22 protein-coding genes are annotated in these 23,361 nt (G+C 28.9%); 7 read left to right on the top strand and 15 right to left on the bottom strand.

Annotation, left to right across the window (positions count from 1 at the left end; genetic code table 11):
- The first annotated feature begins 21 nt into the window (after nt 1-21).
- From ACH5BH_RS04205 to ACH5BH_RS04190, 4 genes are read left to right on the top strand one after another with little or no spacing between them, the layout of a single operon-like run.
- The gene (locus ACH5BH_RS04205) at nt 22-2,025 is read left to right on the top strand and encodes a DUF1538 domain-containing protein (protein WP_423297557.1); all 2,004 of its coding nucleotides are present in this window, start codon (nt 22-24) and stop codon (nt 2,023-2,025) included.
- Nucleotides 1,988-2,317 (top strand): thioredoxin family protein, encoded by a 330-nt coding sequence (locus ACH5BH_RS04200; RefSeq protein ID WP_404307331.1) that lies wholly within the window; start codon nt 1,988-1,990, stop codon nt 2,315-2,317. Before ACH5BH_RS04205 ends, ACH5BH_RS04200 begins: the two co-directional genes overlap by 38 nt.
- Nucleotides 2,318-2,322: 5 nt before the next feature.
- The gene (locus ACH5BH_RS04195) at nt 2,323-2,742 is read left to right on the top strand and encodes a heme-binding domain-containing protein (RefSeq protein WP_404307329.1); all 420 of its coding nucleotides are present in this window, start codon (nt 2,323-2,325) and stop codon (nt 2,740-2,742) included.
- Between the two features lies 1 nt (nt 2,743).
- Entirely contained in the window at nt 2,744-5,701 is a 2,958-nt protein-coding gene (locus ACH5BH_RS04190; protein ID WP_423297556.1) for a MutS-related protein, read from the top strand.
- Nucleotides 5,702-5,713: 12 nt separating this feature from the next.
- On the opposite strand, the gene ACH5BH_RS04185 is transcribed toward ACH5BH_RS04190, so the two are convergent.
- From ACH5BH_RS04185 to ACH5BH_RS04120, 14 genes are all read right to left on the bottom strand, one after another.
- A complete protein-coding gene (locus tag ACH5BH_RS04185) occupies nt 5,714-7,030 on the bottom strand; it encodes an MFS transporter (RefSeq protein WP_423297555.1) in 1,317 nt (438 codons plus the stop codon).
- Nucleotides 7,020-7,181 (bottom strand): protein YpmT, encoded by a 162-nt coding sequence (ypmT, locus tag ACH5BH_RS04180; RefSeq protein WP_423297554.1) that lies wholly within the window; start codon nt 7,179-7,181, stop codon nt 7,020-7,022. Before ypmT ends, ACH5BH_RS04185 begins: the two co-directional genes overlap by 11 nt.
- Before the next feature lie 23 nt (nt 7,182-7,204).
- Nucleotides 7,205-7,912 carry a 1-(5-phosphoribosyl)-5-[(5-phosphoribosylamino)methylideneamino]imidazole-4-carboxamide isomerase gene (gene hisA / locus ACH5BH_RS04175; protein ID WP_404307321.1) on the bottom strand — a complete coding sequence of 236 codons (708 nt, stop codon included), beginning with the start codon at nt 7,910-7,912 and terminating at the stop codon, nt 7,205-7,207.
- A 38-nt stretch (nt 7,913-7,950) separates the two neighbouring features.
- Nucleotides 7,951-8,799 (bottom strand): TIGR01777 family oxidoreductase, encoded by an 849-nt coding sequence (locus tag ACH5BH_RS04170; RefSeq protein ID WP_423297553.1) that lies wholly within the window; start codon nt 8,797-8,799, stop codon nt 7,951-7,953.
- A gap of 23 nt (nt 8,800-8,822) precedes the next feature.
- Complete coding sequence (gene hisH / locus ACH5BH_RS04165; protein ID WP_404307317.1) at nt 8,823-9,431, bottom strand: imidazole glycerol phosphate synthase subunit HisH; 609 nt, start codon at nt 9,429-9,431, stop codon at nt 8,823-8,825.
- Nucleotides 9,432-9,459: 28 nt separating this feature from the next.
- On the bottom strand, nt 9,460-10,032 hold the full coding sequence (locus ACH5BH_RS04160; protein ID WP_423297552.1) for a ComF family protein: 573 nt from the start codon (nt 10,030-10,032) through the stop codon (nt 9,460-9,462).
- A gap of 112 nt (nt 10,033-10,144) precedes the next feature.
- Nucleotides 10,145-11,932, bottom strand: a complete 1,788-nt coding sequence (gene lepA, locus ACH5BH_RS04155; RefSeq protein ID WP_404307312.1) for a translation elongation factor 4 — start codon at nt 11,930-11,932, stop codon at nt 10,145-10,147.
- Between the two features lie 126 nt (nt 11,933-12,058).
- Nucleotides 12,059-13,174 (bottom strand): OmpA family protein, encoded by a 1,116-nt coding sequence (locus tag ACH5BH_RS04150; RefSeq protein WP_423297551.1) that lies wholly within the window; start codon nt 13,172-13,174, stop codon nt 12,059-12,061.
- A gap of 132 nt (nt 13,175-13,306) precedes the next feature.
- Nucleotides 13,307-14,401: an OmpA family protein gene (locus ACH5BH_RS04145; protein WP_423297550.1), complete on the bottom strand. Its 1,095-nt coding sequence runs from the start codon at nt 14,399-14,401 to the stop codon at nt 13,307-13,309.
- Between the two features lie 54 nt (nt 14,402-14,455).
- Complete coding sequence (locus tag ACH5BH_RS04140) at nt 14,456-15,388, bottom strand: ribose-phosphate pyrophosphokinase (RefSeq protein WP_404307306.1); 933 nt, start codon at nt 15,386-15,388, stop codon at nt 14,456-14,458.
- Between the two features lie 151 nt (nt 15,389-15,539).
- Nucleotides 15,540-16,574, bottom strand: a complete 1,035-nt coding sequence (mnmA, locus tag ACH5BH_RS04135; protein ID WP_423297549.1) for a tRNA 2-thiouridine(34) synthase MnmA — start codon at nt 16,572-16,574, stop codon at nt 15,540-15,542.
- Nucleotides 16,575-16,738: 164 nt separating this feature from the next.
- On the bottom strand, nt 16,739-17,836 hold the full coding sequence (mnmA, locus tag ACH5BH_RS04130; RefSeq protein WP_404307302.1) for a tRNA 2-thiouridine(34) synthase MnmA: 1,098 nt from the start codon (nt 17,834-17,836) through the stop codon (nt 16,739-16,741).
- Between the two features lie 25 nt (nt 17,837-17,861).
- Entirely contained in the window at nt 17,862-18,347 is a 486-nt protein-coding gene (folK, locus tag ACH5BH_RS04125) for a 2-amino-4-hydroxy-6-hydroxymethyldihydropteridine diphosphokinase (protein WP_404307300.1), read from the bottom strand.
- 13 nt (nt 18,348-18,360) lie between these two features.
- The gene (locus ACH5BH_RS04120) at nt 18,361-19,386 is read right to left on the bottom strand and encodes a M24 family metallopeptidase (RefSeq protein WP_423297548.1); all 1,026 of its coding nucleotides are present in this window, start codon (nt 19,384-19,386) and stop codon (nt 18,361-18,363) included.
- A 75-nt stretch (nt 19,387-19,461) separates the two neighbouring features.
- Here ACH5BH_RS04120 and aroQ point away from each other — a divergent pair, with 75 nt between their 5' ends.
- Genes aroQ through sppA form a run of 3 tightly spaced genes read left to right on the top strand, consistent with a single transcriptional unit; the run spans nt 19,462 to nt 22,050 of the window.
- Nucleotides 19,462-19,932, top strand: coding sequence for a type II 3-dehydroquinate dehydratase (gene aroQ / locus ACH5BH_RS04115; protein ID WP_404307296.1), 471 nt, complete (start codon nt 19,462-19,464; stop codon nt 19,930-19,932).
- Nucleotides 19,933-19,943: 11 nt separating this feature from the next.
- Entirely contained in the window at nt 19,944-21,167 is a 1,224-nt protein-coding gene (gene mqnF, locus ACH5BH_RS04110; protein ID WP_423297547.1) for an aminofutalosine deaminase family hydrolase, read from the top strand.
- Nucleotides 21,160-22,050: a signal peptide peptidase SppA gene (gene sppA / locus ACH5BH_RS04105; RefSeq protein WP_423297546.1), complete on the top strand. Its 891-nt coding sequence runs from the start codon at nt 21,160-21,162 to the stop codon at nt 22,048-22,050. The genes mqnF and sppA overlap by 8 nt, the downstream gene beginning before the upstream one ends.
- 78 nt (nt 22,051-22,128) lie before the next feature.
- Here sppA and ACH5BH_RS04100 read toward each other — a convergent pair whose 3' ends face one another.
- The gene (locus ACH5BH_RS04100) at nt 22,129-23,331 is read right to left on the bottom strand and encodes an acetate/propionate family kinase (RefSeq protein ID WP_423297545.1); all 1,203 of its coding nucleotides are present in this window, start codon (nt 23,329-23,331) and stop codon (nt 22,129-22,131) included.
- Between the last annotated feature and the right edge of the window lie 30 nt (nt 23,332-23,361).

Below are 23,361 nucleotides of genomic sequence, written 5' to 3'. Positions count from 1 at the left end.
TTAGTAGGAGACATAAAATATATGATGCAATTTAACTTCTTTTTGAAGCTATTAAAAGAGTCATTTAGGGATTTAATTCCTATTGTTGTAGTTATTCTTTTCTTTCAACTAGCAATTATTCAAGCTATACCTGATGGTTGGGTAAGCACTGCGATTGGATTAGGTATTGTTGGAGTAGGTTTAGCAATTTTTTTACAGGGACTTGAAATTGGTATTTTCCCTGTAGGTGAAGGTTTAGCAAGGGATTTCGCAAAGCATGGTACAATGCTTTGGGTACTATTTTTTGCTTTTTTAATCGGTTTTGGTACAACTATTGCAGAACCTGCACTTGCTGTAATTGCTGATAAAGCAGCTTCGATTTCTAGTGGTCGTATTGATGCAACTATGCTTAGACTTGTTGTTGCAGGTTCTGTTGGGTTTGCTATTTTCTTAGGTGTTTTTAGGATTTATAAGGGACATCCTATTCACTATTATATCATTGCTGGATATTTATTAGTTGTAAGTGTTACTTTTTTTGCACCAAAAGAAATTATTGGTTTAGCGTATGATTTAGGTGGAGTTACAACATCAACTGTAACAGTTCCTTTAGTTGCAGCACTTGGAATTGGACTTGCAACAACTATTAAAGGTAGAAACCCTGTTGTTGATGGTTTTGGTCTTATTGCTTTTGCTTCTTTAACTCCTATGATTTTCGTACAAATTTATGGAATAGCAGTTTACAATTTAGTAGATGCAAAAGATGTAGCAACTGTTGCTGTTGAAGCTACTGTATCGAGTAATGCTACAATTTCTTTTTCTTCACTATTAATAGGATTAGCAAATGTTGTAAAAGATGTAGCACCTATCTTATTTATTATTTTATTTTTTCAATATGCTGTATTAAAAAAGAGAATTGAAAATCTTAAAACAGTACTTTTAGGTTTTGTTTTAGTTATTTTAGGTTTAGATGCTTTTATTCTTGGACTTGAAATGGGGCTTTTCACATTAGGTGAAACTATGGCTTATCAATTAACTAAATCTGATTCTGTAATGATGATTTATGCTTTTGCCTTTGCTATTGGATTTTCAACTACAATGGCAGAACCTGCACTTATGGCAATTGCTAAAAAAGCAAAAGATATTTCAGATGGTAAAATTAATGACTTTATTTTAAGAATATTTGTAGCTTCTGGTGTTGCTATTGGTATTGCTTTAGGAGCCTTTAGAATTGTAGATGGAGGACATATTCATTACTATATTATTGTTGGATATATGGTAGTAATTATTCTTACATTTATTGCACCTAAATATATTATTCCTATTGCTTATGATAGTGGTGGAGTTACAACATCAACTGTAACAGTTCCTTTGGTTGCAGCACTTGGAATTGGACTTGCTACAAATATTGAAGGAAGAAGTCCACTAATTGATGGTTTTGGTCTTATTGCTTTTGCTTCATTATTTCCAATGATTACAGTGATGTTGTATGGTATTATTACTGAGAAAATTGGTGTAAAATCAGATACTGAAATTGAAAAAGAAGAGTTATTAAAAGATGCATTAATTGATGCTGAGAATATGGATTTAGCAACTGTTAATATTGATGGTTCATCAGTGAGACATTCATTAGATTTAGAGTTTAGTGCTGTTGTTATAATAGTTCCAGTTGATAAAAAGCTTGATGCAATTTCTGCAGCACATAAAGCAGGAGCTTCTGGAGTTACAGTTTTAAGAGCTGATGGAATAGGTTTAGAAGAAATGGCCAATTTCTATAGAACAAACTTTGAAGCAAATGATACTTTACTTTTATTTTTATTACCTAAGTATTTAGTAAATGAGGTAATTAAATCAATAATTCATTCTTTACATATTACAACTACTGGAAAAGGAATTGCTTTTGCTTTCCCTCTAACTCACATGAAAGGTATTTCTTTAAGTAAAGAAGATATTTTTAGAGAAAAAGCTTATGAAGTAAATATTGATGAGCAAGATAATAAAGAAATTGAAAATGATACAAGTAACGAATCTGATACAACTTCAAAATAGTATTAATACAGGGGAACCTGTATTGATATATTTCTCTGGTGAAAATTGTTCTGTTTGTAAAGTATTAAAACCCAAAATTGAAGAAGAAGTAAAAAAGAACTTTTCAAAGTTTAAAATCTATGAAGTAAAAACTGATTTATATAAAGAAATTACAAGCCATTTTACGGTATTTTCTATACCTACAATATTGGTTTATTTTGATACTCATGAGTTTAGGAGATATGGAAGAAATATCTCTGTATCTTATTTTATAGAAGAATTAAAAAGACCATATAATTTAATGTATGAGTAGGTTTTATGAAAAGAACACTTTTGATTTTTCTTATTGTATTTATTGTAATGCAATTTATACAAACTGAACAAAAAAACTTTCCTATCGATAAATCTTTAGAAATCCAAGCTCCTTCTGAAATAATGACAATGTTTAAGCAGTCTTGTTATGATTGTCATTCTAATAATGTAAATTGGCCTTGGTATTCTAAAATTGCACCCTTTTCTTGGATTATTAGTGAACATGTAAATGATGGAAGAAAATGGTTGAATTTTTCTGAATGGGAAGCTTATTCGCAAGAAGAAAAAAACAAAAAGTTAAAAGGTATTTATAGAACAGTATATGCTGTAATGCCCTTACATTCATATCTTTGGCTTCATGAAGAAGCTGATCTTACAAAAGAACAAAGAAAGCAAATAAGAGATTGGACAGGAGTTAGAAAGTAAAGTGAGAGAAGAAGTAGCAGAACTTTTAGCTGATAAAAAAACATTATTAACTATTACATATTTTAAACTTCAAGAACTATTTGAAAAAAAGTATGGAGAGAATACTGTAGTTCTTATGGAAATAGGAACTTTTTTTGAAGTTTATGAAGTTAATAATGATGAAATGCAAATAGGGAAAGCTAAGGAAATAGCTGAACTATTAAATATTCAATTAACAAGAAAAAATAAAACAATCCTAGAAAACTCTCCTGAAAATCCCATTATGGCAGGAGTTCCTGCTATATCCTTTGAGAAACATTTATCAAGAATAATAAGTGAACAAAAATATACAGTAGTAGTTATAAAACAAAAGGGTTTACCTCCTAAAGTATCAAGGTATTTAGATACTGTAGTAAGCCCTGGAACAAATTTTGATTTTGTAATAGACCAAGATGAAAATAATATTACTTCTTTAGTGATTGAACAAATAAAAGGTATTTATTTAGTTGGATATAGTGCTATTGATGTAACTACTGGAAAGTGTTATTATAATGAAGTTCATGGGACAAGTGAAGATAAGTTTTATGCTTTAGATGAAGTATTTAATTATATGAATATGCACAAAACTAATGAAGTAATTGTAAGTTTTGCAGATAAAAATATAAATCAAAAAGAAGTAATTGATTATTTAGAGTTAAACCTAAAAACTTTTCATATAGGTTCTTTTAGACCAAAAATAAATTATCAAAATGAATTATTTAAAAATGTTTTTGATATTCAGTCTTTATTAACTTCAATTGAGCATTTGGATATGGAAAGAGTTCCTCTAAGTACAGAAGCATTAGCTATTTTAATTGATTTTGTAATAGGACATGACTCAAATATAGTTCAAAAACTTTCTCTCCCTCAAAAACTTGATGTAGGAAAATATATCTATTTAGGAAACAATGCACTAGAACAGTTAAATATAATTGAAACTAGTCATAACCCAAGTTTAATAAAACTGATGAATAATACTTCAACAGCAATGGGAAAAAGACTTTTAAAAGAAAGACTTACTCATCCTGTAAAAGATACAAAAGAAATATTAAGAAGGTTTAATCTTTCAAAAGAACTATTTGATTATCACGGGCCTATAGAGAATGAATTAGCAAATATTTATGATATTGAAAGATTAACTAGAAGAATTAAACTAAGCAGACTTCATCCTTTTGAATTAAACTATTTATATGATTCTCTTCTTAGTATAAAAGAAGTTGTAACCTTTATGGAAAACTACAAGTTTTTAACACCTCCGTGTAGTAGTTCAGAACTTAGTTTATTTATTCAATCAATTGATTCAACGTTTGATTTAACAGTATCTGGTAAATATATGTTAAAAGATGTTGAATCAAATATGGTTTGTGAGGGAATAAATGCTCAAATTGATGAGTTGAATAATGAAAATATTGAACTTTATTCAAAGTTAGAACTTCTTAGAAAACATATTTTAAGATTTTTAAATGCAAAAGACGACTCAAATTTTGTTAGTATAAATAGACTTGATAAAGAAGGCTTTTTTCTTTCAATGACTAAAAATAGATTTAATCTTATAAAAGAAGAATTGTTAAATTCTCATATAATTATAGATGATGATTTACTTTTATTTAAAGATTTTACAGTAAAAATGCAAACAAATTCTGTTAAGATATTTTGTAGATTAAGTGAGAGTGTAAGTGATAAATATGTTCATAATTTGAAAAAAATAGTTGAATTAAATAAACTTGTATTTAAAGATAAACTACTTGAATTTGAAAAGAAGTTTTCGAAACTTTTAGAAGAGTTGGTTCAGTTTATTGCAGAGGTAGATTTAACAGTATCAAATATAAAAACAGCAAAAAAGTATAACTATACTTGTCCAAAGATTGTAAAAACTAAAGATGAAGAGAACTTTATTGAACTTATTGATTTAAGACATCCTATTATTGAAGCAAATGAAGATCAAGGTATTTATGTACCAAATGATATTATCTTAGGACAGCTATCTTATGCTTCAAAAGAGTATAAAGATAATGTGATTATCAAAAACTCAAATCCAGTTAATATCAAAGATAATAAAATGCATGGAGTTTTACTTTATGGTATTAATTCATCAGGTAAATCCTCACTTATGAAATCAATCGGAATAGCAGTTATATTAGCTCAAGCAGGTTTTTATGTACCTGCAAAATCTATGAGATTCTCAATCTTTGATGCTGTATATACTAGAATTAGTGGTGCTGATAATATAGCAAAAGGTTTATCTTCTTTTGCAGTTGAGATGTTGGAGCTAAAAAATATTTTCAATAGAGCAAGTAAAAAGTCACTTATTTTAGGAGATGAAATTTCTCATTCTACTGAAACAATGAGTGGCTTAAGTATAGTAGCAAGTGCTATTTTAAAACTAGCAAAATTAGAATCAATTTTTGTATTTGCGACACATTTACACCAACTTCCAGAGATAAAAGAGATTCAACAACTTAAAAATATTATCTCTTTACATTTATCTGTAATGTATAAAGATGATGAAGATAAACTTATTTTTGATAGGAAATTAGCATTTGGTAGTGGTTCATCTATGTATGGATTAGAGTATGCAAGATCACTTCACATGGATAAAGAGTTTTTGAGTGTTGCAAATGATATAAGAAAAAGATTAACAGATGATTATGATAAAATAGAAAGACTTACTCATAGAAAAACATCTAAATACAATAAAAATGTATTTGCTTCAACTTGTGTGATATGTGGCAAAGCTTGTGATGATGTTCATCACATAAAAGAACAAGCAAAAGCAAATAAAGATGGATTTATTGAGCATATAAACGCAAATCATAAATACAATCTTATTCCACTTTGTAAAGAACATCATAAAATGGTACATGATGGAAGTATTAATGTAAATGGTTTCGTAGCAACTTCAAATGGATTGGAACTTCATTATACTATGCTTGAAGATTAAGAAGATAGAGTATTAATCTTCTTGTACTTCAGGTAGCTTATTTGCTAAAATAATTGCTATTAATCCAATAATAGATAAAACTAAAATAACACCACTAAGTCCAATAAATGAAGTTAATGCTCCAATAAGTCCACTAGCTAATAGAATAAGTCCAATTAGTGTATTACTTACAGCTACATAATCTGTTCTTTTATTTCCCTCAGCTAAATCAACAATATATGTTTTTCTTCCTATTCTAATACCTTGATAGCCTATACTTAATATAAAATATATAATAGGCATTAACCAAATATATGAAAATAAATCTTTATAAAAAAAGTCAATAGCTACAACTAAAAATCCCATAGATGTAGAAATACTAGCTCCTAGTATCATAACTTTTCTACTTGATTGATCAGAAAATTTACCCCAAAAGTTTGCTGAAAGCATATCTGCTAAACCATTTGATAAAATAAAAAGACCTAATAAAAAGGCATTTGCATCACTATTTTGTTGAGCCATAACTACAAAGAAAGGTGCACTTAAAACAGCACATAAAAATAAGGCTCTAGTGATTACAAAAAGTCTAAAAGGTTTATCAGTTTTTAAAATTGATAATTTACTTATAGCCACGCTAAAAGCATTTCCTCCTCCATCAGTTTCTCCTTCAAACTCTTTTATTCTTAAATATGTAAGAGATGCTAATATCCAGAAAAAACCTGCAATTGAAAATAAAACTCCAAAGTTTTGAGGAGAAAAAGGTTTTTGTGAATTTACTAAAAGGTATATACCAAAAGCTACAACTAAGATACTTGAAAGCATTGCCGAGTAGCCATTTAGTGCACCTCTTCTGGTTTTGGGTATAGTTTTTCCTACTACATCTTTTGCTGCAACTGAGCATAATCCTCTTGATAAACTCATCGCAATTAATAAAGCGATAATTGTTAATCCAGCATCTAATCCTTCCATCTTCCATGCTACAATAGCAATTAAAATCATACAAACTGCTTGTAAAAAAGTACCAAGTGACCATATATATTTTCTAAAAGGCAGTTTTCTTATAAATGAAGCAATAAATAGTTGAGGTATTAATGAACCAGACTCTTTTATTGGAACTAAGAAACTTATTAAATACATGGGTACACTAAGGCTTTCCATCAACCAAGGTAGAACTACCTTTGCATTAGCTACAGCATCTGCTATTTTATTAAAAAAGTAGCTTATTAAGGTTATAAAAAAGTTTCCAGGAACTACTTTACAAGCACTTTCATCTATTGCTTTACAAACTCTAGCATCTTCTTCATTTACAAGTTTTTCATATATTGAATCTATTTTAGTTTTATTTGACATGATTATTTTTCTTCATTTGAATGATATTTTTAATTAGTAAGCTTATAAATATTAGTGATATACCTATATTTATATAGAAGCCTTGCATATTGTCTTTTCTAAAAAAAGTATATGCTAAGGCTGAGAATATTAAAGAAATTACTAAATACATTTTAGTTTTCCTTATATTAAATTTTATAAGGCTTTAAAACCTTCTTCTAAATCAAGTGTACCCTCATAGAATGCTTTTCCTACAATAACACCTGCAATGTTTCCATTTTCTTTACAGTTAGTGATGTCATTTATATCTTTTACTCCACCCGAAGCAATAGTATCAACTCCTGAAGCTAATGCAATTGATTCTGTAAACTCAACGTTTACACCACAAAGCATACCATCTTTAGAAATATCTGTACAAATAATAGCTTCAACACCTGCATTTGCAAACTCTTTTGCTAAATCAGTTGCCTTCATAGTTGAAACTTCTGCCCAACCTTCAACAGCTACCATTCCATTCATAGCATCTATTCCAACAGCAATAGGATATTTTGCTGCCATATCTTTTACAAATTGTGGATCTTTTACAGCAATTGAACCTAAAATAAGTCTATCAATTCCAAGTTCAACATACATTTTGATAGTTTCTTCATCCCTGATTCCTCCACCAACTTCAATCTTTAAGTTACAATTTTCTTTGATTTTTTTGATTTGCTCTAAGTTTGCTGGTTCACCTGCAAATGCTCCATTTAAATCCACTACATGAACCCATTTAGAACCTAATTCTTCAAATCTTTTTGCAACTTGCCAAGGCTCATCTGAATAGATTTTTGCACTATCCATAAGTCCTTTACTTAATCTTACAGCTTTTCCGTCTTTTAAATCAATCGCTGGTAAAATATCCATACTTTTTATATCTCCTGTTTTTTAATTCTTCTTTTCTTTTAGCATAAATCTTTTATTGTTTCATCAATAGTTTTGTATTTAAATTCAAAACCTAAATCCATAAGGTTTTTAGGAATAGCACTTTGCCCATCAGTTAAAACTTTAGCACCTTCACTAAATATTATATTTAAAACAAATTCAGGTACTGGAAGTATAGTAGGTCTTTTTAGTGTTTTTCCTAAAGCAAGAGTTAGACCTTTATTTGTTGTTGGATTAGGGGCTGTAAGGTTGAAAATATCTTCATGATTATTTTCAATTACAAATTTATAAGCATTTAGTAAATCTTCAATATGAATAAAACTAAAAGCTTGTTTCCCAGTTCCTATAACTCCCCCAAGTCCAAGTTTAAAAGGTGTAATCATTTTTTCTAAAGCACCACCATCTTTTCCTAAGACTATACCAAATCTAAAGATAGATACTTTTGTACTTTCACTTCTTACTTTTAAGGCTTCTTCTTCCCAGTCCTCAGCTAATTTTCCTAAAAAGTCACTAGTATGAACTCCATTTTCATCATAAGTTTGCTTATTATCATAGATACCAACTGCAGATGTTGATATAAGTTGTATAGGTTTATTTTGAACTTTTTTTATTGCTTTAACTATTGCTTGTGTTGTATCAATTCTACTTGAGTAAAGTAGTTTTTTATAACTTTCACTCCATCTATTGATGATGTTTGCACCTGCAAGATTTATTACTATATCACTTTGATTTATAATCTCTTCTAATCTTTGTTGATTTGATAAGTCACCTCTTGCAATAGGCAATACTTCATAACCTAAGTTTGTAAAATACCTTTTAAGATTTGTTCCTACAAATCCACTTGATCCAGTTATTGCTATTGTTTTCATTTGTGACTCCTTTTATATAAATACTATTTTATTTTTATAAAGTTTTCTAAAATCTTAATACCATTATCATGAGATTTTTCTGGATGTGGTTGGAAACCATAAACATTATCTTTATTTACTGCACTTACAAACTCATATCCATAAACTGTTTTACCTATAATATTCTCTTCTTTTGTTTGTGCATGATAAGAGTGCACAAAATATAAATATGGATTTTCAAGTCCTTCAAATAAAGAGTGTTCTTTGTTTATTATTGTATTCCATCCCATGTGAGGTATTTTTATATCCTCATGCATTTTAGATTTATCAAACTTTACAACCTCCCCATCTATTAAACCAAGACCTTGTGTATGACCAAACTCTTGTGAACTCTCAAATAGAAGTTGCATACCTAAACAAATACCAATCATAGGTTTTCCAGTCTTAGAAAACTCATAAATTGCTTCTTTCATACCTGTCTCATTTAGGTGCTGCATTGCATCTGCAAAAGCACCAACTCCTGGTAAGATTACTCTATCAAAATTTTTTAGTTCATTTGGATCTTTAACAATCGAAGCTTTTGCATCTATTAGATGACAAGCATTATAAACACTTGCTAAATTTCCCATGTTATAATCAATAATTCCTATCATATATACCCTTTAATAAAAATTTATTATACTAAAGTTTTGCATCAGCTAGGGTTAAAGAGAATAACACTTGATTATTTCTTTTTTCTAAAGCTTTTTTTGCTTCTTTTATTGTAGCACCTGTTGTGATTAAATCATCACATAAAATTGTCATTTGATTAGATATTTTTGTACATTTAAACTTACGAGGATTTTTCTGTCTAAATTCAAGGTCTTTTCCTGCATATTTGACTATGTTTTGTGCTTTTAAGCAGTTGTATTTAGGCTTGATATTTTGTGAGTTTAAATGACGTGCTAATATTGCTGTATGTGAAAATTCATGCCTAACATGATCATCAATAGGAATTGCTAGAATATTTTGAAAATAAGTGAAATTTTGTGCAAATTTATAAAATGATAACTTAGCTAAAAGATTAAAAACTCTATCTCCATGAAAATAGTATTTTGAACTAATAAGTTCTTCTATATCACTTAGAGCATAAAAAGAGTAGTTATAAAAATCTTTTTCAATTTCTCTTTTATGAAAAGAGGGGTGTAGTAGGGTCTTTTGACACTTTTTACATATAATTTGAAAAGATAGGTTTTCACATAGGATACATTTCATAATCAATATAATAACATAAAAAATTATAAAAGTATATAATATTAAAATTACTGAAAAACTTAATAGACTAAGTTAATCAATAATTTTTATTTTAAATTTAAAACTACAGAAATTAGATTTTTAAAACAGCCATAAATGCTTCTTGTGGTACATTTACTTTACCAATAGCTTTCATTCTTTTTTTACCGGCTTTTTGTTTCTCTAATAGTTTTCTTTTTCTCGTAATATCCCCACCGTAACATTTTGCAGTTACATTTTTACCTGTTGATTTTACCGTTTCTCTTGCGATGATTGTTGTACCAATACTTGCTTGGATTGCTACTTCAAATAATTGTCTTGGTATCATTTCTTTTAAGGCTTTGATAAACTCTCTACCTTTTGTTACAGCTTTTTCTTCAGGTACGATAATAGATAAAGCATCTACTACATCACCAGCTACTCTAACATCTAATTTTTTAAGATTTCCTGGTCTAAATCCAATTGGTTCATAATCAAATGATGCATAACCTTTTGTAGTTGATTTAAGTTTATCATAGAAATCCATTACTATTTCATTCATTGGAATATCATATTCTAATAATACTCTTGCTCCAAGATAATCCATTTTTACTTGAATTCCTCTTTTATCATTTAAAAGTTTTATCACGTTTCCTAAAAACTCATCTGGTACTAAAATAGTAGCTTTTACATAAGGTTCAAAAATTGTTTCAATATAGTTTGGCTCTGGTAATTCAGATGGATTTTGAATATCAATTCTCTCTCCATCTTTTTGTAAAACTTCATATACAACAGTTGGTGCTGTTGCTATTAAATCAAGATTAAATTCTCTCTCTAACCTTTCTTTGATTACTTCCATGTGAAGCATACCTAAGAAACCTGTTCTAAATCCAGAACCAAGGGCAGCTGAACTTTCAGGTTCAAAAGAAATAGAAGAATCATTTAGTTGAAGTTTAGTTAAAGCTTCTCTTAAGTCTTCAAATTTATCAGTTTCAATTGGATAAAGTCCAGCAAATACAAAAGGTTTAGCAGGTTCAAATCCATCAATTGCCTCAGGTGTTGGCTCTTTTGCATCTGTCATAGTATCACCTACTGCAATACCATCAAGTGTTTTAAGTCCAAGTACAACGATTCCAATTTCACCTGTTTTTATTTCATTTGTATTTTGTCTTTTTAGTGGATGTGGATACATTAAGTTAAGAACAGGATGTTCAACTTTAGTATTCATCATTTTAAGCATTTGACCTTTTTTGATACTTCCTTCATATACTCTTACAAGTGCTAAGGCTCCAAGATAATTATCAAACCAAGAATCATAAATAAGTGCTTTAGTTGGAGCATTTTCATCACCTTGTGGTGCAGGAACTCTATCTACAATTGAATCAATTAAGTCTCTTACACCTAAACCTGTTTTTGCTGAGATTAGATTGTTTTCAGTACAATCAAGTCCAATAGCATCTTCAACTTCTTCAAGAACTCTATCTGGATCTGCTGATGGTAAATCAATTTTATTTACAACTGGTAATAGTTCTAAATCATTATCCATTGCTATATAAACATTTGCAATAGTTTGAGCTTCAACACCTTGAGTTGAATCTACAATAAGTAAAGCACCCTCAGATGAAGCTAATGATCTACTCACTTCATAAGAGAAATCAACGTGACCTGGAGTGTCAATTAAATTAAGAACATAGTTTTGTCCATCTTTAACATAATCAAGTCTTACACTTTGAGCTTTGATTGTAATACCACGCTCTTTTTCAATATCCATTGTATCCATTACTTGTGCAGACATATCTCTATCTGCTACTGAACCACATTCTTGAATAATTCTATCTGCTAATGTAGATTTTCCGTGGTCAATATGAGCAATAATACTAAAGTTTCTAATATTTTTCTGCAAGGCTAATCCTATTTATTTAATTATATATTCGCGATTATATCTAAAGTTTTGTAAGTTTATAGTTAAAAGAGAAAAGAAGGAGTAATTACAAGGTTTAGAATAATTCTAAACCTTATAAAAAAAAAATTACTGATTAATAAGACCAATAACTCTTCTATTTTTTGCTCTACCTTCTGCTGTAGTATTTTTAGCAATTGGCTTTGTTTCTCCATACCCAATTGGTGTAAGTCTTGATATATTAATCCCAGAATTCTTAAGTTCTTTGATTATAGAATTAGCTCTTTTTAGAGATAATATTTCATTGTATTTATTACTTCCTTTTGAGTCTGTATGTGCTTCAATTGTTGCAGTAAGTTTTTTATTTTCTTTTAAAATCATCGCAAATTTATTTATTTGATTTAGATATTTATCATTGATTTTTGCTGAGTTATAATCAAAATTAATTTTTAAATCAATTGTTGCTACACAACCTTCATTATTTACTTTTATACCTTCTGATGTGTTAGGACATTTATCTAATCTATTAATAACACCATCATTGTCATCATCTAGCTCACACCCATTTTCGTTTACTTGAACACCCAGAAGTGTATCAGGACATAAATCTTTAGAGTTTAAAACACCATCTTTATCATCATCTCCATCTATAACTACAGGTTTTTTTTCTTCCTCAACAAGTGGTACTTTTGCTACAATTGGTTCTTTATATTTTTTACCAAGAGGTAAAGCTAATCCTAATGTATACATAATATCATTTCTACTATTTTCAAAAGCATATAAATGTCTAATATCACTTTTTATAGCCATTCCGTAATAAGGAATATCATATCTTAAACCAAGACCCCAGTTAAAAAATATAGAGTCTTTATTTTCCCCTAATTCTTGAGAAACATCTTGATTTCCTAGACCAGCTAGTCCATAAGCAGATAATTTATCAGTAATACCATATTTTTTAATGGCATTTAAGAAAATAGTATTCATGTTTGTATTTGAACCAGTTGAATATTCAACACTTTGGCTTCTTAAAAAACCTAATTCTACTTGGTCTATCATCATACCTTCTAAATTTTTAGCAATGGATAAACCACCATTTAAATAATTATCGTCTTTAAGTTTGTTACTTGAATCACTTAAAATTCCTGCTGCATAACCTGTAACTTCATATTCATAGTTTTTACTTGGATTACTTGCTGAAAATAATAAAGAAGATGAAATTATTGTTGTTAGTATAATTTTTTTCATCTAAAATCCTTTAAAAAATAATTTGTCAAATTATATCATAAAGAACGTACAAAATAAGTTAAATAAGAAAACTTAGTAAGAAAAAAGGGCATAGTAAAAACTAAGCCCTTTATATTACAAGATAGTTGAAGTTTATTTAGAGATTACAGCTGTAACTCTTCTATTTGCTGCTCTACCTTCAGCAGTTTTATTTGATGCTACTGGTTTAAGCTCACCATATCCAATAGCTCTTAATCTTGTAGCTTCTACATCTAAGTTAGTTAAAGCTTTAATTGTAGCTGCTGCTCTTCTTTGAGATAAGTTTTGGTTATAAGCTTTTGTACCTACTGAATCAGTATGTGCTTCAATTGTTGCTTTTAATTTTGTATTACTATTCATAACTTTAGCAAATTCAATAATCTTTGAAGTGTATTGCTCTTTAATTTCTGTTGAGTCATTGTCAAAATTGATTTTTAAATCAACTAATGTCATACATCCAACATTATTTACTTCTGCGTCTGCCATAGTATTAGGACATTGATCTAATCTATTTACTACACCATCTTTGTCATCATCTAATTCACAACCTTGTGCATTTACAACTGCATTAGGAACTGTATTAGGACATTGATCTTTTTCATCAATAACCCCATCATTATCAGAATCAAGAGGAGCAGGTTCAACTACCTTTTTTACTACTGGTGCAGGAGCAGGAGCTGCAACTTTTCCAAATGGAATTGATAAACCAACATTGTATAATAGTGTATTATCACCATGGTCTGTTTCAATAGCATGTCTTAAGTCAATTTTTACAGCCATATCATCATAAAATTTGATTTTAACACCAGCACCATAGTTACCAAATAGTCCACTTTCATTACCTGCGAACTCATCATTGAAATACTCAACTCCCGCACCAACTAATGCATAAAAAGAATAAACTGAATTTAAATTATATTCTTTTACTAAGTTAGTGAATACTCTAGTAACTCCTGTATCTCTATTTGCATTCTGATAATTTACGTCTTCAATTGATCTTAAAAAACCAACTTCAACTTGATCGAAAATAGAATCTGTTTGGTTAAAGCCAATAGCTAAACCTGCATTACTATAACCTTTTGGTAAATCAGTATTATGCTCAGAAAAAGCTGTTGAGAACATAGGTGTAACTTCATATTTATATTCTGCCGCATTTGCACTTACTATCATAGAAGCACATGCTATAGTTGAAAGAATTATTTTTTTCATTTTTTACCCTTGTTATAATTTTTGTTATTATAGCATAAATCGTTTTATATATTATTAAGCTATGAAAATAGAATTAACAGACTCGTTATTATGGATTCTTCTAATTGTTTCTCCTATCATAACAGAAGCTGATAAAACAGTTACCTTTTTAGCGTCTTTTTGTGTAGGAATTGTGTCAGCAACAACTAATTCATCTAAAACACCTTTTTCAATTCTTTCATAAGCTGGTCCAGAAAGTACTCCATGTGTACAACAAGCCATAACAGAATTAGCTCCTCTTTTCTTTAGTACTTCAGCCGCTTTTACTAGTGTTCCAGCAGTATCAACCATATCATCAACTAAAATAACATCTTTATCTTTTACATCACCAATAATATTCATAACCTCAGATACATTTGCTTTTTCTCTTTTTTTATCTACGATTACTAAGTCATAACCTAATTTATCAGCATAAGATCTAGCTCTTGCTACTCCACCAATATCAGGACTTGCGATAATAGGGTTTTTGAAGTTTTTAGATTTAATATAATCTACAAATAAAATAGAACCAAATAAATTATCTGCAGGAATATTGAAGAAACCTTGAATTTGTGCTGCATGTAAATCAATAGTTACAATTCTATCAATTCCAGCTGCTTCTAATAAATCAGCAACTAATTTTGCAGTAATAGGAACTCTTGGAGCTGCTTTTCTATCTTGTCTTGCATAGCCATAGTATGGAATTACTGCTGAAATTGACTTTGCACTTGATCTTTTTAGTGCATCAACCATAATTAGAAGTTCCATTAAGTTATCGTTAGCTGGAGCACATGTTGGTTGACAAATAAATACATCTTGTCCTCTTACACTTTCTGTAATTTGAACAGAGATTTCTCCATCACTAAATCTATTTAAAGTAGCACTTGAAACTGGAACACCTAAATAATCCGCAACTTTTGCTGTAAACTCAGGATTAGCTGAACCACTAAAAAGTTTAAATGTTGACATATAATTTTCCTTGAATGATTGTTGTTAATATCGTGTGATTTTATCTAAAGAGTACTTAATGAATTGTTAGAAGTTTAAAAGTAGGATTTATAAAAGGTAGTTAAATAAAAAGAAGAGCATAATTCTTCCTTCTATTTAAAAATAAAATGTCTTATTTCGTAGTCTTAATCCAGCCACTTCCAATAACTTTTTCTTTTTCATAAAAGACTGCAAGTTGTCCAGCAGCTACACCAAATGCAGGCTGATGAAGTTTTATAATAGCTGAATCATTTTCAATTGTTACTTTACATGGAATAGATACAGATCTATATCTTAGTTTTACAGTACAGTCAAATTTTTTGTCTGTAATATACATATTTAAATTTTCTGTAATAATTTCATTTACTTCTAATGCTGTTTTTTTACCAACTACAATTGTATTGTCTTTAGCATTGAGTTTTGTAACAAAGTGTGGTTCTTGAGCCCCATGAACAGTAAAACCTCTTCTTTTCCCAATTGTATAATGTGCATAACCTTTATGTTTACCAATTATATTTCCATTTTCATCTAATACATCACCTTCTTGGTCTATTTTTGCATGTTTTTTTACAATATCTGTATAGACTGTATCAACAAAACAGATTTCTTGAGATTCATTTTTTTCTGTGATTTTTTTGTATGTAGAGTTTAACTTTGCACCAAATTTAATAATATCTTCTTTTTTGTAAGTACTTAGTGGGAACATCATTGATTTTAATGCTTCAACTGGAACTTGGGATAGGAAGTAACTTTGGTCTTTTGATTTATCATCAGCTTCGTAAATGAATTCTCCATCTGTTTTTGCATAGTGTCCTGTTGCAAGAAAATCTGCACCTTTGCTTTTAGCAAAGTCAAGCATAGCGCCAAATTTAATTTGTCTATTACATTTAACACATGGATTGGGAGTTGTACCCTCTATATATGAGTTTACAAAGTAGTCATAAACTTCTTCTTCAAATTTATTTGCTAAATCTAATACATGATATTTAATATTAAGAAATTTAGAAACATTTTCAATAAAATCTAAGTTAGATTCATGATAACCATCAGTTCTATTATGAAGCTTTAGATAAACACCTTCAACTTCATAACCTTCTTGTTGTAGCATATAAGCAGTAACAGAAGAGTCAATTCCTCCACTCATACCTACCATAACTTTTTTTTGCATTTATAATCCTTTTTAAAGGAATAGTCACAAACTCTCTATTTGCCCAATTTTATATAAAATTTATTTTTTGGTTTTAGGCGTATCTTGAAAGGATCGCTTTCTTCCGAATGTTAATTACCAATCTTTAAACAGTAAAGATTAGTAAAAAACGCGATTATATCATATTATTTATAATCACTTATAAATCCACCACCAAGACAGTACTGTCCATCATATAGAACAAGACTTTGACCTAAAGTTACAGCTCTTTGAGGTTTATCAAATTTTACTAATACTTTATCTTCATTTACTTCTACAACTGTGCATTCTTGTTTTTGTTGTCTATATCTAACTTGTGCTGTTAATTTATCTCCTATCTTTGGAGTTTTTTCTAGAACCCAGTGTACATGAGAAGCTTGGGTATATTCACTCATAAGTAATGGATGGTTTGTATCTTGAACAACTGTTAAAGTATTATCTTCAATATTTTTCTTTGCAGCATACCATGATTTGTGAGTATTATTTTCACCTTCATTTCCTTTGATACCACCAAGACCAATACCTTTTCTTTGACCTAGTGTATAGCAAATAAGACCTTTGTGCTGTCCTAAAACTTTTCCATGCTCATCAATCATATCACCTGGAATTGCTTTTAGATGTTGTGTTATAAAATCATCAAATCTTTGATTACCAATAAAACAAATTCCTGTACTATCTTTTTTATCACTTACAGGTAAGTTATGTTCTCTTGCAATTTCTCTAACTTCTGTTTTTGTTAAATCTCCAAGTGGAAACATAGCTTGACTTAGTTGTTCACTTGATAGAGCATGCAAGAAGTAACTTTGATCTTTTGAGCTATCTTTTGGAGTATCTAATACATAATGATCTTCATATTTTGCAATTTTTGCATAATGTCCAGTTGCAATAAAGTCAGCACCCATTTTTTTTGCTTCATTCAAAAATACATTAAATTTAATTTCTTTATTACATAAAATATCTGGATTTGGAGTAAGACCTTTTTTTAAACCTTCTAAAAATATATCAAATACTTTTGTTCTATACTCTTCTACAAAGTCTTTACCTTTTACTTCAATACCAATTAGTTCACCTACTTTTTTAGCATCTTCAAACTCTATACGATTAGGACATTGGCTTCCTTTGATTCCATATTCCCAGTTACGCATAAATAAGCCTACTACATCATAGCCTTGTTGTTTTAATAGTAATGCTGTAACAGAAGAGTCAACACCACCTGACATTCCAACAACTACTTTTTTTTTCATTTATTTACCTTTTTTAATTCACGTTTTATAATTTATTCATATATTTTAAAGGAATAATCACTGATTCTCTATTTGCCCAGTCTTTATGAGGGATAATAAGGTGTTCTGAATTTATTTTTTTCTTTTCAAAAAATATAATATCTATATCCAGAGTTCTAGGCGCATCTTGAAAGGATCGCTTTCTTCCAAATCTATTTTCTAATCTTTGCATGTTTTTAAGAAACTCGTTAGGACAAAGATTAGTTTTAAGCGCAATTATACCATTTAAAAAATCATTTTGTTCTAAGTAACCAAAAGGAGGATTAATAAGTAAGGGACTTGTCATAAGAATATCAAATTTTGTATTTTTGCATAATGATAAGAATAACTTATCAAAAGTTTGTTTTACATTTCCAATATTTCCCCCAATACCAATAGTTACATGATATTTTTTATTTGAAGTTTTTTTTGAATAAAATGGAAAATTTGGTGTTTTTAAAAGTGTTAACTTTTCATTTAATTTTTTTTTCAAATTTTTCTCTTTTTTATAAAATTATTGCTTTTCCATTTTTCATTACAACAGTGTCCTCAATTCTTACACCAAATTCATCTGGTAAATAAATTCCTGGTTCTATTGTAAATACCATATTATCTTCAATAATAACATCTGACCTTGAATTTATATTAGGAAATTCATGTATATCAAGTCCTACTCCATGACCTGTACTGTGTACAAAATATTTTCCGTATCCTGCTTTTTCTATTATATCCCTAGCTAATTTATCAATTTGACTTGCTTTCATTCCAGTTCTAGCTTTATTGATAGCTGTTAGTTGAGCCTTATAAACTAAGTCATAAATTTTTTGATGTTTTTTATTTTTAAAATTTTGTTCTCTTTTAAAAGTAAAGCTTTCAAAATCTACACTAGAAGTACAAGTTCTATCTGAACAATACTTTTTATACTTTACTCCTGCATCAACTAAAAGTAGGTTGTTTAGTTTTAGTTTTTTATTTGTTGGAAGTGCATGGGGTTTTGCTGCATTTTTATTTATAGCAACTATTGGATCAAAACTAAGTTCAAGTTTTCCTGCTTGACTCATTTTTTCAATTGCTTTAAAATGTAAAAACTCTTCAGTTTGATTAAAGCCATTTTTTCTAATATATTTAGCAAAAGAAGTAAAACCTTTTCTTCCCAATGAGGCTGCTTTTTTTAGATATTTAATCTCTTCATTAGTTTTAATAATTCTATTTTCTTTTGAAAAGTTAGCCTTTGGAATAAAATCAGTTTTTAAATCAGCTGTTAGATTAACGTAAGTTGCATATTTAAAATCATTTGGATCAAAAAATATTTTTTTAACTTTATTTTTTTTTAATATTTCTTTTGCACTTTGTATTAAATCATTAGATTCAATAACTGCACAGTTTTTAGTATATTCTTTAGCTTCAATTGTATATCTAGCATCAGTGATAAAATATTTTTCTTTTCCTAAGTTTAAAAAAATTACATTGTCACATGAAAAATTAGCTTCAAAATAAATAGCATTTTCATTTAATAAAATAAAATTTCTCATAATCCCTCTTTCTTTGGTATGATTTAACATAAATTTAAATATAATCTTACCTAAAATTTATAAAAGGAATATAATATGAAAATAGCAGTAATTCAAGGACCAAACTTAAATATGTTAGGAATTAGAGAACAACATATTTACGGTCCAATGAGTTTAGAACAAATTCATGAGCAGTTAAAAAATGCAGCAGCTCAAAATGGAGTAGAATTAGAATTTTTCCAATCAAACTTAGAGGGTGAAATTGTTGATAAAATTCAAGAATGTTTAGGTGAGGTTGATGGTATCATGATTAACCCAGCAGCATTCTCTCACACTTCAATAGCAATTAAAGATGCATTGTCAGCTGTAGAATTACCAACAGTTGAAGTTCATATTTCAAATATTTATAAAAGAGAAGAATTTAGACAAAAATCAATTACAGCTGGTGCAGCAACAGGTGTAATTACTGGATTTGGACCATTTGGATATCACATGGGACTTATAGCTTTAATGCAAATTATTTCTGAAATTAAAGCTGTAGAAGAGTCTTCTCAAAACGCTGAATAAATAGAACTTTTATGAAAATAATAAGTTCGAAGTGGGTTGTAACCTGCGATGAAAACAATAGCATCATTGAAGATGGTGCTATTGTTTTTTCTGATAAAATTATAGATGTAGACACTAAAGAAAATATCCAAAAAAAATATCCAAATATTGAAATTCAAGAAGAAAAAGAAAATTCTGTATTAATGCCAGGTTTAATTAATTCTCATGTTCATTTAGAGTTTAGTGCAAATAGTACAACTCTTAAATATGGTAATTTTATGAATTGGCTTAATTCTGTTATTAAAAATAGAGAAGTTTTAATTGAAAAAGCAAATAAAAAACTTATTGAAGATAAATTAAAAAAGATGAAAAAAACTGGTACTACAACAATTGGTGCAATTTCTTCTTATTCTTTTGATTTAGAAGCTTGTATTTCTTCACCTTTAAATAAAGTATTTTTTTGTGAGGTAATAGGAAGTAAACCTGATATGGTTGATACTTTATTTACTGATTTTAAAGCAAGACTTAAAAATATAAAACAGTATGCCAGTTCTAATTTAATACCAGCAGTTGCTATTCATTCACCTTATTCAGTACATCCTTTTTTATTAAGGGAGACTTTAAATATAGCAAAACAAGAAAATTTAGCTGTAAGTTCACATTTTTTAGAATCACCAGAAGAGTTTGAGTGGTTGCATAAAGATGAGGGTTTATTTATAGATTTTTTTAAAAATTTTTTAGGACAAGATAAGGCAGTTACAAAACCTATGGAATTTTTAAATCAGTTTAAAGGAGTTGATAAATTATCTTTTACACATTGTGTAGAAGCTAGTAATGCAGATTTAGAGAAAATAAAAGAATTAAATGCTTCAATTAATCATTGTGTTACTTCTAATCGTATTTTAAATAATACAAAAATTGATATGAAGAAATTAGATGGCATAAATATAAGTATTGGTACAGATGGATTAAGTTCTAATAACTCTTTATCTATGTTTGATGAATTAAGAAATGCATTAATGATTCATGTGGATGAAAATATTATAAAACTATCTCAAAAACTTTTAAAAGCTGCTACAGTTGGTGGCAGTAAAGCTTTAGGTTTAAATAAAGGTGTCATAGAAAAAAATGCTGATGCTGATATTATCTGTTTTAAATTACCAGATGAGGTAAATAATAAAGATGATTTAGCTATGCATATTATTCTGCATACAAAATTTGTAGATAAAACAATTATAGGAGGAAGAAATGTTTAATTTTTTTAAAAAACTGTTTTATCCTATTACTGCTGTATTAGATTTTATTACAAAATATTTTAAAACAGTTGTATTTTTAACTATTGTTTATTTTATTGTATATGGTACGGGTAATAATAATGAAAACAATAATAATTACGAAGTCGCTAATTTACAAAAAATAGTTTTATTTGGACCTATTTTAGATGTAAATAAGACTTTAGAAGATATTCAAAAAGCAAAAGAAGCTGATAATATTAAAGGTGTTTTACTTGAAGTGAATTCTCCTGGTGGTGCTGTTGCTCCTTCTGTTGAATTAGCTTATGCAATTAAAGAGTTAAAAGAAGTAAAGCCTGTTGTTGTTTATGCTAGTGGTGTAATAGCTAGTGGATCATATTATGCTTCTATTTGGGCAAATGAAATTATTGCTAATCCTGGAAGTATGGTTGGTTCAATTGGTGTTATTATGCAAGGTGTAAATACAGAAGAATTAATGGCTAAGATTGGTATTTCAACTCAAACTGTAAAAGCAGGGAAATATAAAGAGTCAGGAACACCAACTAGAAAATGGTTTGATTATGAAAAAGAACAGTTACAATCTATAATAGATGATACATATAATATGTTTATTTCAGATGTAGCAAAGGCAAGAGGTTTAAAAGTTGAAAATCATAAAAATTTTGCTGATGCAAAAGTTTTTACATCAAGACAAGCTAAAGTAGTGGGACTTGTAGATGAAGTTGCTACTATTTCTTATGCCAAAGAAAAGTTAGAAAAATTATCAAAAGTTGAGTATCCTATTTGGAAAAAGCAAGATAAGTTTGAAAAGTTTATGGATAAAATTATAAATGAAACAGTTTCAAAAGTTTCTATGACTTTTGTAAATTCTTTAAAAGCTTATTAGATAGTATTTGTATATTAAAAATAAAAAGGGATGAAGATAAACTTCATCCCTTTTTTTATAGAAAATTTAAAAAATAAATTATTTTTCAAGTCCTGAAACGATTTTGAAAGTGTCATTATCAATAACGTATTCTTCATTAGTAGGAATAACAAAAATTCTTGAAGAAGAGCCATTTGTCGCAATATCTCTTGCTTCTCTTGATCTTTTGTTATTTTTAACTGGATCAATAACTAGACCCATTGCATCTAATCCAGCACAAACTTTTTCTCTGATTAATGCAGCATTTTCACCAATTCCACCAGTGAAACATAAAGCATCTATTCCGTCTAAAGCTGCTACATAAGCACCTACATATTTTTTAATATTATATGCAACCATATCTACAGCTAATCTACAATTATCATCACCTTCTTGCATACCTTCTAATACTTCTCTTAAATCAGAAGATTTTCCAGAAATACCTAAAATACCTGATTTTTTATTCATAATATTTAAAGCTTCATCAATAGTAATGTTTTCTTGACTCATCATATATTGTAATGCACCAGCTCCAACATCACCAGCTCTTGTTCCCATCATTAAACCTTGAACAGGTGTAAGTCCCATAGATGTATCAATACATTCTCCATCTTGAACAGCAGAAACAGAAGAACCATTTCCTAAGTGACATACAATAATTCTAGTATTATGTTTTTTATCTAACATTTTTCTTGCTTCATTTGAAACAAAGAAGTGAGAAGTTCCATGGAAACCATATTTTCTAATACCATGTTTAGTATATTGATCTTTTGGTAAAGCATACATATAAGCATAATCAGGCATAGTTTGGTGAAAAGCAGTATCAAATACAGCTACATTAGGTTTTCCAGGCATTAATTCTTGACAAATTTCCATTCCCATAATATTTGCTGGGTTATGTAATGGAGCAAGTGGAATTAATTTTTTCATAGTTTCAATCACTTTATCTGTAACCATTACAGATGAAGCAAATTCTTCTCCTCCATGAACTGCTCTATGACCAATTGCTTCAATATCATCAATAGAATCAATTACTTTACCTTCACCATCAGTTAATGTTCTTAAAACAAGCTCAATAGCTTCTTTATGTGTTGGCATATTTACATCAATTTTTAATTCTTGATCATTACCAAACTCATGTTTTAAAAGACCATCAATTCCAATTCTTTCACAAATTCCTGCTGCTAAAGTCTCTTTTGTAACTGGGTTCATTAATTGATACTTAAGAGATGAACTTCCTGCGTTTAAGATAAATACTAACATATTTTGCTTCCTTTTCTTTTATAGATTTAA

The sequence above is a fragment of the Arcobacter rhizosphaerae genome (assembly GCF_049472155.1).
GTDB lineage: Bacteria > Campylobacterota > Campylobacteria > Campylobacterales > Arcobacteraceae > Arcobacter_B.
Note: the sequence above shows the minus strand (reverse complement) of the source record. Positions and strands in the feature narration are given on the sequence as shown.